Genomic DNA, 13,627 nt, shown 5'->3' with positions numbered 1-13,627 from the left:
CAAAAAGAAGAATCAAACAAGGAAAAAGATTCAACTATTTCTGATTCAAAAGAAAAAGTAGAATTAACTCAAGAAAAACCAAATAAAAATCCACAAATTGAACAACAAGAACCTATTAAAAAAGAAGAGACTTTGGAAGAAAAATTGGGGAGAATTGAAACACTTTCTGAAAAAGAAATATTGGAACTCTATGACAATAAGAGTTTAAGTGATGAACAATCCAATAAACTAGATGAAGAATTATTGAAAAGAAAATCAGAATACACAGAAGAAGACAAACAAATGGTTGATGAAAAATTAAAAGTTTTAAACACACTTTGAAACAAACCTTCATCTGAGTTTCTTGAAGATTTGGATAAAAACTTAATAACAACTTCGCAACAAATGGCTTACTTTTTCAAAAATTTACCAGATACTCTAGATCCAAATATTGGTGCTAATTTAGCAACCTTTTACATTCATTCTCAAGAAAAAATTAATCCTCAGTTAACCTCTACTCCAGAAACACGACAAAAATTACTTCAAGAATTACAAGAGCAATTGAAGAAAAAATATCCACAAAATACTCACATTAATGATTATGTAAAAATTATATCTACTGGAGAAAGTGGAACATTAAACTCGCAATAATCTAATAAATTAATTGTTTTAAAAGCCTAAATTTTTTAGGCTTTTTTACATTTTATCTTTATTTTTATAGATTTTTTCAAAACTGATTAATACAAAATTGTTTAAAAAATATAAAAAACATCATTAAATTAAATAATGATGTTTTTGTTAAAAGATATTTGTAAAAATTATTTGATAGTTGCTGTTAAGATTAAAAGACGTACATATTGAGATACAAATGAGAATTCATTGTCATATCAACTAAATACTTTGTATAGTCTTTGTCCTTCAGGGCTAGTAATAATTTTAGTTAAAGTTGCATCAAAAATTGAACCATGACGGTCTCCAACAATATCGGATGATACTAATGGGAAAGTATTATATAGGAATGATTCATTTTCGTATTTTTTCATTGCAGCATTAATTTCTTCAACAGTTGGTTGTTTTTTTAGAACAATGCTTAAGTCAACAAATGAACCAGTTATTACAGGAACACGAAGTGCAAATCCATCCATTTTACCTGAAAGTGAAGGTATAACTAAACCAATAGCTTTTGCAGCTCCAGTTGAAGAAGGAACAATGTTTGCAGCAGCAGCTCTTGCACGACGTAAGTCTGAGTGAGGAGCATCTTGAATTCTTTGATCAGCTGTGTAAGCGTGCACAGTTGTCATATAACCATGGCTAATTCCAAATTCTTTTTCTAGAACATTAACAACAGGTGCAAGCGCATTGGTTGTACATGAAGCCCCTGAAATAATAGTATCTTGAGCAGTTAAAGTATTGTGGTTAACATTGTAAACAATAGTTTTGATGTCATTTCCAGCAGGTGCTGAAATAACAACTTTTTTAGCTCCAGCATCAATGTGTTGTTGAGCAGCTTCTTTTGAAGTAAATCTTCCTGTTGATTCTGCTACAACATCAATTTCTAACTGTTTCCATGGTAATTTTTTAGGGTCTGACTCAGCAAGTGCTAAAATTTTATGTCCGTTAATTACTAAGAAGTTTTTGTTTCCTTCAACTAAGGTTTCAACGCTTCCTTGGAATTGACCATGCGCTGAGTCGAATTTGAATAAGTGAGCTAGAATACTAACATCAGTTAAATCGTTAATAGCAACAATTTGAACATCATTGTTTTTCACTTCTAAAAAACGACGAAGAACTAGTCGACCAATACGACCAAAACCATTTATTGCAATTTTTTTCATCTTTTTCCTTTTTTTCTATAATAATTAAATAATCAAACAAATTTTACCACTTTCCTAAATTTGTTTAAAATAAATAAGTAAAATATTAAACTTAAATTGATAAGGCAGTTTGTTATGGAATATTCAGCAGAAAAATTAAAAGTTTTAAAAGGCCTAGAAGCCGTTAGAAAACGTCCGGGAATGTACATCGGTTCTACAGACTCGCAAGGTTTCCACCATTTGGTTTGAGAAATTTTTGACAACAGTGTTGACGAAGCGCTTGCAGGATTTGCTAATAAAATTTGATTAACCATTAAATTAGATGGTTCAATCGAAGTAGCAGATAATGGTCGGGGAATACCTGTTGACAAACACCAAAGTGGTAAAACTGGAGTTGAATTAGTTTTTAGTGACTTACACGCTGGTGGAAAATTTTCTAGTGATGTTTATAAAAGTGCTGCAGGACTTCACGGAGTCGGTTCTTCAGTTGTAAATGCTCTTAGTTCAAAAGTTGAAGTTTGAGTTTTTCGAGGTCGAAAAAGTTATTTTACAGCTTTTGAAAATGGTGGATATTTAAGTCAACCCACTAAAGAAGTTGACAAAACTCAAAAGCAAGGAACTACTGTTCGTTTTTGGCCTGATTTAAAAATTTTTGGAAAACAGGAATTTGACGCCAATTTAATCGCCCAACGTTTGCGAGAAACTTCTTTTTTGATTTCTAATCTTGAAATTCACTTCAGTGATGAAAGAAGTGGGTTATCTCAAGTTTTTCTAAATAAAAAAGGACTAATTGATTTTATAGAATATTTGGCTCAAGGAAAAAATAAAATTCATGAAAAACCTATATTTTTCAAAGGAAAACAACAAGAAATTGAACTTGAATTTGCATTTTTATATGTTGATGATTCTGATGAAAAAACTTTTAGTTTTGCCAACAATGTTAAGACCAATCAAGGCGGAACTCACATTAATGGTTTAAAAAATGCTTTAATTAGAGCTTTTAATGATTATTCAAGACAAAAAAACTTAGTAAAAAACAAAGTGGAATTTGAATATACTGATATTAAAAATGGGCTTTGCGGAGTTGTGTCATTGCGAATTCCAGAACCAATTTTGGAATTCGTTGGTCAAACTAAAGATAAGCTTAGTACATCAGCGGCCAAAGTTGTTACTGAAGAAGTTATTTATAGTTCATTAATGTTCTACTTGCAACAAAATAAAGAGATTTCAAACAAAATTATTTCACATATAAACCAATCTTATCAAAATAGAATGGAGGAAAAGCAAGCTAAAATTGAAAGCAAAACTAGCAAGTCTGTTTCTAAAGAACAAAAAATTTTATCAGGAAAATTAACACCAGCACAAAGTAAAAAACCTTTTGAAAGAGAATTGTTTTTAGTCGAGGGTGAATCAGCGGGTGGAAGTGCCAAATTAGGTCGCAATCGACTTTATCAAGCTATTTTGCCTTTAAAAGGTAAAATAGTTAATGCTGAAAAAACTAAATTAGTTGATTTGCTTAAAAACGAAGAAATTGTGGCAATCATTAGTGCACTTGGTGCTGGAATTGGAACCAGTTTTAACATTAAAAATTTAAATTATCATAAAATAATCATTATGACGGATGCTGATACAGATGGTGCGCATATTCAAATTCTAATTTTAACTTTCTTTTTCCGTTATTTCAAACCTTTGATTCAAAACGGACATGTCTATATTGCTCAACCTCCTTTATACAAATTAACCTATAAAAATAAAGAAGAAATATACATTTGAGATGAGCAAAAACTTGCTGAATTTTTAAGTCAAAAACCAGGGGCTCAAATTCAAAGATATAAAGGACTTGGGGAAATGAATGCTGCTCAATTATGAGAAACAACTATGGATCCACAAAATCGTTCCTTGATTCGAGTTACAATGGCGGATGAAAATATTATCAAAGATAGAATTTATACTTTAATGGGTGATAGAGCCGACATACGTAAGGAATGAATTGAACAAAATGTAGACTTTTCACTTGAAGATTCTTTTATTAAACAGTTAGGAGAAGAAAAACCAAATTATGAAAAATAATTGACAAGCTGTTATTGATGCATCATTAGAACAGATAGTTGCTGAAAAATTTATTCGATATTCTAAGTATGTTATTCAAAATCGGGCAATTCCAGATGTTCGAGATGGTCTCAAACCTGTGCAACGACGGATTTTATATTCGATGTGAAATTTAGGACTAAAAAAAGACAAACCCTATAAAAAATCTGCTAGAGTTGTTGGGGATGTTATTGGTAAATATCACCCACATGGTGATAGTTCAATTTATGATGCCTTAGTGCGTATGTCTCAAGAGTGAAAAATGAATGTTCCTCTTGTAGACATGCATGGAAATAAAGGTTCAATTGATGATGATCCAGCTGCAGCAATGCGTTATACAGAAACTCGTTTAGAAGAAATTAGTAATGATTTATTAGAACTTATTAGCAAAAATGTTGTTAGTTGGACGCCAAATTTTGATGATAGTGAAAAAGAACCAACTGTTTTACCCACAATTTTTCCTAATTTATTAGTTAATGGTGCTATTGGAATTGCTTCGGGATTTGCAACCGATATTCCGCCACACAACTTAGGCGAAGTTATAGATGGTTGTATAGCAATGCTAAACAATCGTGATATTTCAATTGCAGAACTTGGTTCAATTATTCAAGGACCTGATTTTCCAACAGGTGGAATTATATATGGAAAAGAAGGTATAAAAGATGCTTTTGCAACTGGTAAAGGTCGTCTAACTTTAACAGCAAAATATGAAATTATTGAAGATAAAAATCAAAGAATTATTCAAATTAGTCAAATTCCTTTTGGAATTGCTAAGGCAAATTTAATTCGTCAAATTGATGATATCAAATTTGAACAAAAAGTCTATGGAATCAAGGAAGTTGTTGACCAATCAGATAGAAATGGTATTTTAATTAATGTAGAATTAGAAACTGATGCTAACATTGATTTAATTATTAATTATCTTTTACAAAAAACTGATTTGCAAATTTATTATTCATACAATAGCATCGCAATTTGTGATAATTCACCAAAGTTGCTTTCAATCAAGCAACTAGTTGGTTATTATTTAGACCATCTTGAAAAAATCAAATTCTCAGAATTGGAATTTGATTTTGCTAAAAATGAGAAAAAATTAGAAATTACTAAAGGTTTTTTAAGAGTTGCTGATATTACAGATGAGGTTATTAAAGTTATTCGAGCATCAGATAATTCTAAAGCTGGAGTTATTGCTGATCTTATTAAGTATTTTCAATTTAGTCCTCTTCAAGCTGAAGCAATTGCTCAAATGCGTTTGTATAGATTATCAAAAATTGATCAACAAATGTTTTTAAAAGATAAAGAAGAACTTGAAAACACTCTTAAAAAACTTCAACTTTTAATCAATGATAAAGAAGAATTTAAAAAATATTTAATTGAACTTTTATTGTCTGTTAAAAGTAAACATCAAAGACCACGTTTAACTCAAATTGTTGACAAAAATTTGAATGTTAAAATTAATTATGATGAACTTGTTAAAGAAGAATTTTTCTTTTTTGGTATTTCAAAAAATGGTTTTTATAAAAAAATGTCTATAAAAACTAACATAATTGAAGAAATCAGTAAGTTTCCAGTTGCAGAAAAAGATTTTTTAATTTCGCTTGATGCTGTTAGTTCAAAAGATAAAATTTTTCTCATCACTAACCTAGGAAACCTAATCACACTTTTGCCACATGCACTAGAGGAGAGTCAACTTAAGCAATCAAGTATTGATCTAAAAACTAAATTAGCTTTTGGACATAATGAACACATTATTGCAGCTATTCCTATTTCTAATATTGATAATCAATCATTAATTTTAGTAAGTTTAGCTGGTTTGGCTAAACGTGTTTCATTAGATAATTTTGCAAGTTACAAACATAACAAAATTACAAATATTTTCAAACTAAAAGACAACGATGAATTAATCAGCTGTCATTTAGGTAAAAATAATGCTAATATTGCAATTTTTACTTCTTTAAATCGTGGTTTGAAGGTTAGTGAGATAGATGTGCCAATTTATGGCAAAAACTCAACTGGTGTGCGCTTAATTAATTTGCGAACAAATGAAAGTATTTCTGGAACTACTTTGATTTTTGAAGATGAAAAGATTCTAATTTTTGATCATTGATCAAGATTTGAACAACTTTTACCAGGAAACATTCTTTTTGGTCAACGTGGAAGTGCGCCTAAAAAAATAGAGACTAATCTGGATTTTTCCAAACCAATAATGAGTGTCTCTACTTTTAATTCTAATTTTGGAATTTTTGATTTTAGTAACATAATTAAGATTTATAATATAAATGAAGTCACAAGTCTAAAGGCAAGTTCTAAAAAATGTTATAAAATTTTAAGGTTACCTGCAAAAATTGAATTAAAAAATGAAGTAAAATCTGAACTAAAGGTTGATACAAAAACTAAAACAAATAATAAAACAAAAGAAAAAATAGAACAAAAAGTTCAAAAAGCAACCAAAGGTGATGATGAGCAAAATAAAGTTTTTAATTTTGATGAAGCTCTGCAAAGAGCTAAAACCAAATTGCAACAGGTTAATGAATTAGACATCGATGCATTACTTAAAAAATTTGAAGAGGATGAATAATATGGATAAAAATTTTTATAAAAATTCATTAAATATTTTCACAACCGATTTTTCAATGAAGGCGGAACTAACTAAAAAACAAGAGTTATTTCGTCAATTTTGAAATGAAGAAAAAATTTACAAAAAAGCTTTAGAAAAGAACAAAAAAAACACAAGTTTTATTTTGCATGATGGGCCTCCTTATGCAAATGGTGATATTCATATTGGTCATGCTTTAAACAAAATTTTAAAAGACATTATTGTTCGTTATAAAACTTTGTCAGGATTTTATACACCTTTTGTGCCAGGTTGAGATACTCATGGTTTGCCTATTGAAAACAAAGTAACTAGTGAATTTGGTAAATTATCTGCAATTGAATTGCGTAAGCAAGCAAATGATTTTGCAAACAGTCAAATCCAAAATCAAATGAAGCAATTTAAAGAGTTAGATTTATTTTGTGATTTTGAACATTTTTATCAAACAAATGATAAAAAATACGAAGCTAAACAACTTAAATTATTTAAAAATATGGTTGAAAAAGGCTTGATTTATCGAGGTTTGAAACCTGTTTTTTGGTCCCCAAGTAGTCAAAGTGCGCTTGCTGAAGCTGAAATTGAATATTTCGAACACAAGTCACCTTCAATTTTTGTTGCTTTCGAAGTTAGTCAAAGTAATAATTTTGTTTCTAAGGGTGACAAACTTATTATTTGGACTACAACTCCTTGGACATTGGTGGCAAATTCTGGAGTTGCAGTTGGTGCGGATTTTCAATATCTTCGTTTTGAATATGAAGGTAATTTTTACATAGTAGCTTCTGAACTTTTTGACAAACTAGTTGATTTATTTAAATGAAATAGTGCTAAAATAGTTCAACAATTTATAGGAAAAGATTTGGTTGGCCTTAATTATTTCCAACCAATTTCTAAAGTCGTTTGTCCTGTTGTTTTAGGACATCATGTTACTTTGGAATCAGGGAGCGGACTTGTACATATGGCCCCTCTTTTTGGTGAAGATGATTTTTGAATTGGAAAAGATAACAATTTAGAAATGATTATGCATGTTAACAATGATGGAACTTTCAATGAAATTGCAGGCGAATTTGCTGGTTTGTTTTATGAAAAAGCCAGTGAAAAAATTTGTGAATTTTTAACTAACCAAAATTCACTAATCAAACAAAGTTGAATCACTCACTCTGTGGCTCATGATTGAAGAACTAACAAACCTGTCATTTATCGTGGAACTCCACAATGATTTGTATCAGTAGAAAAACTTAAAAGTGGAATTTTAGAAGCTGTTGAGCAAGTTGAATTCCCTGAAGAATGACTGAAAAAACGTTTGTTTAAAATGATTTCAGGAAGAAAAGATTGAATTATTTCTCGCCAACGTTCTTGAGGTGTCCCAATCATTATTTTTTATGATGAGCAAGGAAATCCTATTTTAGATAAACCAGAAATTTTTGATTATGTAATCAATTTAGTGGCTGAACACGGAAGTAATATTTGATTTAAAAAAGAAGTAGACGAACTATTGCCAACTGAATTTAGAGGTTTGAATTGAACTAAAGAGAACAATATTTTAGATGTTTGGTTTGACTCAGGTTCTAGTTTTATGGCTGCTGATCTACAAGGCCAAAAAGTTCCTTATGACCTTTATTTAGAAGGTTCTGACCAATATAGAGGTTGGTTTAATTCTTCATTAATTAATTCTTATATTTACTATGGAAGTGCCCCTTATAAAAAACTTTTATCTCACGGATTTATTGTTGATGGCAATGGCAATAAAATGTCTAAATCCAAAGGAAATGGAGTTAGTCCACTTGAAATTATTTCCAAATATGGAAGTGATATTTTGAAATTATGAGTAGCTAATAGTGAATATTTTAATGATGTTTTCTATTCAGAAAAAATCTTAGAGCAAAATATTGAGGTTTACCGAAAAATTCGCAATACTATTCGTTTTTTAATTAATAATTTAGTTGATTATAAAGATGATGATTTTGCTCGCGAAGGAATTCATGCATTTATTGCAAATCGCATAAATTTACTTAAGAATAATGTTATTAAATTTTATGAAAGTTATCGGTTTGTCCGTGTTGTTAAAGAAATTAATAATTTTGTTGTCGATTTGTCTAACTTTTATCTTTCAATTACAAAAGATAGTTTGTATGCAGATAGCAAAGATAATTTAAATCGAAGAGCAATTCAAAAAAATCTCTATGAAATTTTAAATGTTTTAGCAATAGCGTTAGCACCAATCTTGCCAATCACAGTTGAAGAAGTTTATAAATTTATTAACAAAGAAAATAAAAAAGAGTCTATATTTTTAGAAGAGTTTTTCAAATCAGCTCATTTTGATGAAAAACTTGAAGAACAATGAAATGAGTTTTTTGTTCTTAAAGATACTGTTTACAAACTTGTTGAATTAGCAATCCATAGTGGCCAAATCAAACGTTCAAATGAAGCTCATGTGGAAATTGAAACAAAATCTGAATTTATCAAATCTCTTGATTTACAAACACTTTTGATGGTTGGGAAAGTAACTTTTGGTTCAGAATTTAAAGTTAGCCAATTTGAGTCATCTAAGTGTCAACGTTGTTGAAACCACTTTGATAATGCAGAAGGCAATTTATGTTTACGTTGTTTGGGTTTTTTGAAGGATTATAGTGAACAAAGTTAATTTAATCAATAAGATCACAAACAAAGTTAAAGTTAAATTTCAAGAGCAAATTAGAAAACTAGGCAAGAAAAGAATTTTTATAAATATAGTTATTTCATTTATAATTGTTTTAGTTTGTCTTTTGATTGATCAATTGAGCAAAAATTTAGTTTTTAGTGACAGTCAATACAAAAATTCAGAATTAGCACAACAGTATGACTGGGGTTTTATAGGTTTTAGACCTTTCTTACACTATGGAGTAACTACTAAAATTAATGATTTAATCGGCTTTGAAGGTATCCATATTTTTGCTTTTGCATTAACGGTTTTTTTGTTAATTTCCATTCCTTTTTCAAAACGTTATGCATATGTATTTTTTTTCTCTATTTTATTGGCGGGTAATTGAGGAAATGAATTAGACCGATTTATTAATAATAATGGAGTTAAAGACTTAATATTTATTCCTTATCGAGATAATGGAACCTTTAATTTTGCAGATGTCTTTATTTTTTTAGGACCATCCGGGTTTGCTTTGAGTTATTTTATTGATTATATTTTGGAGAAATATAAAAATTCAAATAGTAAAAAAAGCACAAACAATTCTAATCAAGTTGATAATTTTAATTTAAATAATTTTGAATCAGACAAAGAATAAAATAGAAATTTTGTTTAGAACATTCTTGTTTTTTTAAAAAATAAATAAATAAATAATTTAATATTAAAATAATTCATTTTTTATTAAAGGATATAAACTATTATAAAAAACTATAATTCATTTAAATTATTTTAAAAGAGGTCAAATGAAAATTATTATTGGACTAGGAAATCCAGGAGATAAGTATAAAAATACACGCCATAATGTTGGTTTTATGGTTGTTGATGCACTTGCAGAAAAACTAAATGTTCAATTTGATCACAAATTAAAAACTGGTGTTTATGCAAAATACCAGGATTTAATCATTGCTAAACCTTTAACATATATGAATAATTCAGGCTTTTTTGTTGCAGAACTTTTAAATTTTTATAAAGAAAATATTAAAAATGTTGTAGTGGTTTATGATGATTTAGATTTTCCAGTAGGACAAGCTGTAATGAGAATAAAAGGTTCATCAGGGGGGCAAAATGGAATGAAGAGTATTATTGAACAAGTCGGCACCACTGAAATTAAAAGATTAAAAATTGGCATAGGACGTGAAGGTGATGCTGCTTCTTATGTTTTATCTCTTTTTAGTCAAGAGCAAAAAAATAAAATAAACAAGGTAATAAATCAAGCTGTTGAAATTTTAATGTTTTATTATAGTAATAATTTTTCATCAGCAATTGAAGTTTTTAATGTCAACAAAAATAAAGCCTAAATTCTTATTAGCTGTTAGCGGTGGGCCAGATTCAATATTTTTATTAAATTTGTATAAAAACAAAAATATTGTTGTTGCTTTTGTTAATTATAATATGCGTGAACAAGCTATTAAAGAACAAAATTATGTATTTGAATTTTGTAAAGAAAATAAAATTCCTTGTGAAATTTTGAGCATTTATATCGATAAAAATAAAGGTAATTTTCAAGATTTAGCCCGAAAAGCTCGTTATAAGTTTTTTGCAAAAATATACAAAAAGTACAATTGTAATTATTTATTAACTGGCCACCACAAGGATGATTTTATTGAAACAGTAATGTTGCAAAAAAATAAACACAAAATAGTTAATTATTGGGGAATTGCACGTAAAAGTAAAAATTTTGGAATGCAAATTTATAGACCTTTAATTAATAAAAAATTTAAAAATCAAATTATCAAATTTTTAAAAAACAATAATATTAAATTTTTTGAAGACCAAACTAATTTTGAACCAATATATGAACGCAACAAAATACGAGCTGATTTTGCAAAAAAATCTATATTTTACAAACAGTTTTTTTTGTGAAAATACCAATTTTTAAACTTTTTTAAAAAAACTCGCTTACTATGGTGGGATTTTCAGTTAATTAAGTGAGAAAAAACTAATTATAAGTGTGTTTTTTTAAATAAAATTAAACAAAAAAACACACTTATCTATTTTTTTATACAAAAGAATTTTGAAAATATAAATTTAACTGAAAATAAAATTCAATCTATCATTGATTTTGCACTTGGGGCTAAACCTAATGGTATTTTTCTTTTAGATTCAAATAATTCAATTATTAAAAAACATAATTTTTTGTTAAAATCTAGTAAAATTTTAGACCTAGAATGTGAAAGCTTAAATAACAAGGAGAACAATGAAACTTAAAAATAAAATGAAGCGACCATCATATGCTTTATTGATCACAATAATTATTGTGGTTGCATTAATTGCATACTTGTTGTATCAATATTTAGCTCCTCGCTTTGAAGTAAAATCTTTATCTTATTTTGAAGAACGACTTATTGCCAATGCTAAAAGCACAAATGATAATAACTTTTTTTGATTTGTAGGTTTAGACTCTACAAACTTTCGAATTAATATTATTGAAGACCAAGGTGGTGTAATTCATAATTACACAGTTATTACTCCGCCATCATATATTAGCAAACTTCAAGGTGTTTCATCATTACCACTCAGTGAAGACATTTTGAATCAATTGGGTGGTCAAAAAATTAATAGTTATCTAGAGTTGCTTCAACTTGGAACAAAAACAGGTGAAGATTCATCATTGAGTTTTTTATCTTCACAAGACGAATCTTCACTTAAATATTTAAGAGATTTAAGAAATGGTTTTGCATTAGCAAAAATTAATTTTGATTTAGAAAAATTAAAATCAGAAATTATCAATTATGCACCTCGAACACCTAGTTTTTTTGATAGCTACATATTTCCGTTGTTACCTTCATTAATTTTTGTTGGTATTTTGTTATGAGGAAGTCTTAAAATTGCTCAAAAAACAGGAAGTGGTGGAAACTTTTTTAATCCAGGAAAAAACCAAGCTATTCGCATTAATAAATCAAACAAAAAATTTTCTGATATTGCAGGTAATGCTGAAGTGAAAGAAGAAATTGTTGAGTTTATTGATTATTTAAAAAATCCTGCCAAATACGCAGCTGCTGGTGCAAAAATTCCAAAAGGAATTTTACTTGGTGGCCCTCCAGGAACAGGAAAAACTTTACTTGCAAAGGCAACAGCTGGGGAAGCTGGTGTACCATTTTTCTTCATTTCAGCTTCTAACTTTGTTGAGTTATATGTTGGTGTTGGAGCAAAAAGAGTACGTGAGTTATTCAAAGATGCACGGGCAGCTGCTCCTGCAATTATTTTTATTGATGAGCTAGATGCAATTGGTCGTTCTCGTGGATCGGGGATTGGTGGTGGAAATGATGAACGTGAACAAACTCTCAACCAAATGCTTGTTGAAATGGATGGAATGGTTGAAAATTCAGGTTTATTAGTTATTGCTGCAACAAACCGTAGTGATGTTTTAGACCCAGCTTTACAACGTCCAGGTCGATTTGACCGTTCAATTACAGTTAACTTACCAGATGTTAAAGAGCGTGAAGAAATTTTAAGACTACATGCAAAAGGTAAAAGAATTTCTAAAACTGTTACTCTTGAAAATGTGGCCCGTAGAACTCCTGGTTTTTCAGGAGCCCAACTTGAAAACATCATTAATGAAGCGACACTTCTTTCAGTTCGTGAACAAACTGAAGTTATTACTAGTCAACAAATTGATGAAGCTATTGATCGTGTAATCGGTGGACCTGCAAAGAAAAATCGTGTAATTACTGAAAAAGAAAGAATTATGGTAGCCTACCACGAAGCTGGTCATGCTGTTGTTGGTATTCGTTTAGGTTCATCTGTTAAAGTTCAAAAAATTACTATTGTACCTCGTGGGCAAACTGGTGGATACAACTTAATGATTCCAGAAGAAGAAAAATACAACTCATCTAAAACAGAATTGTTAACTTCTATTGCCACTTTTATGGGTGGTCGTGCAGCCGAAGAAGTTATTTATGGCCCTGAAGAAATTTCAACAGGAGCGGCTAACGATATTGACAAAGCAACTAAAATTGCACGTCGAATGGTAACTGAATTTGGAATGTCATCACTTGGTCCAATTCAATATGAGCAAGATTCAAGTTCCCCATTTTTAGGTCGTGATTATATGAAAAATACTTCATTTTCTTCAAAAGTTGGTCACGAAATTGATATTGAAGTTCGCAAATTTATTTCAGATGCTTATGAAAAAGCACGTGAAGTTATTAAACAAAATTTAAAACTTCTTGAATTAATTAAAGACACACTATTAGAAAAAGAAACCATAGTTTATGAAGAAATTCAACAACTTGCAACAACTTTAGAACCTCTTCCAAAAGTTGAACAAGCAAGTTTAGAACGTGTTAACGCCAAAGATGTTTTAAATGAACTAATGGGTGAAGATACTCTTGAAACTAATGCACAAGTAGATGGAAATGAGTTAGATGGTTCAGACTCTAATAATAATTAGTTCTTTGAAAGAATAATTTGAATTTTACAAACTAAAGCAAATAGATCTAAAACAACTAGATAATTTAAAAATAAGATGGAAAT

9 protein-coding genes are annotated in these 13,627 nt (G+C 29.3%); 8 read left to right on the top strand and 1 reads right to left on the bottom strand.

Annotated elements, in window-relative coordinates; all coding sequences use genetic code 4:
* A partial coding sequence (locus tag ACJHWB_RS02085; protein WP_483132853.1) for a hypothetical protein occupies window positions 1-630 on the top strand: 630 nt, incomplete at its 5' end.
* 167 nt (window positions 631-797) lie between these two features.
* Here the strand turns inward: ACJHWB_RS02085 and gap are convergent.
* Window positions 798-1,814 (bottom strand): type I glyceraldehyde-3-phosphate dehydrogenase, encoded by a 1,017-nt coding sequence (gene gap, locus ACJHWB_RS02080; protein ID WP_483132852.1) that lies wholly within the window; start codon window positions 1,812-1,814, stop codon window positions 798-800.
* Between the two features lie 114 nt (window positions 1,815-1,928).
* Here gap and ACJHWB_RS02075 point away from each other — a divergent pair, with 114 nt between their 5' ends.
* From ACJHWB_RS02075 to ftsH, 7 genes are all read left to right on the top strand, one after another.
* On the top strand, window positions 1,929-3,863 hold the full coding sequence (locus ACJHWB_RS02075; protein WP_483132851.1) for a DNA gyrase/topoisomerase IV subunit B: 1,935 nt from the start codon (window positions 1,929-1,931) through the stop codon (window positions 3,861-3,863).
* A complete protein-coding gene (locus tag ACJHWB_RS02070; protein ID WP_483132850.1) occupies window positions 3,853-6,459 on the top strand; it encodes a DNA topoisomerase (ATP-hydrolyzing) in 2,607 nt (868 codons plus the stop codon). The genes ACJHWB_RS02075 and ACJHWB_RS02070 overlap by 11 nt, the downstream gene beginning before the upstream one ends.
* 1 nt (window position 6,460) lies before the next feature.
* Window positions 6,461-9,115, top strand: coding sequence for an isoleucine--tRNA ligase (gene ileS / locus ACJHWB_RS02065; RefSeq protein ID WP_483132849.1), 2,655 nt, complete (start codon window positions 6,461-6,463; stop codon window positions 9,113-9,115).
* Entirely contained in the window at window positions 9,102-9,749 is a 648-nt protein-coding gene (locus ACJHWB_RS02060; RefSeq protein ID WP_483132848.1) for a signal peptidase II, read from the top strand. Before ileS ends, ACJHWB_RS02060 begins: the two co-directional genes overlap by 14 nt.
* Before the next feature lie 145 nt (window positions 9,750-9,894).
* Window positions 9,895-10,449: an aminoacyl-tRNA hydrolase gene (gene pth, locus ACJHWB_RS02055; RefSeq protein WP_483132847.1), complete on the top strand. Its 555-nt coding sequence runs from the start codon at window positions 9,895-9,897 to the stop codon at window positions 10,447-10,449.
* Window positions 10,427-11,359: a tRNA lysidine(34) synthetase TilS gene (gene tilS / locus ACJHWB_RS02050; RefSeq protein ID WP_483132846.1), complete on the top strand. Its 933-nt coding sequence runs from the start codon at window positions 10,427-10,429 to the stop codon at window positions 11,357-11,359. Before pth ends, tilS begins: the two co-directional genes overlap by 23 nt.
* Window positions 11,349-13,544, top strand: a complete 2,196-nt coding sequence (ftsH, locus tag ACJHWB_RS02045; protein WP_483132845.1) for an ATP-dependent zinc metalloprotease FtsH — start codon at window positions 11,349-11,351, stop codon at window positions 13,542-13,544. Before tilS ends, ftsH begins: the two co-directional genes overlap by 11 nt.
* Window positions 13,545-13,627 lie beyond the last annotated feature (83 nt).

The organism is Mesomycoplasma sp., from assembly GCF_056854695.1.
The sequence above is the reverse complement of the archived record's forward strand: the minus strand, read 5'-3'. Positions and strand labels throughout refer to the sequence as shown.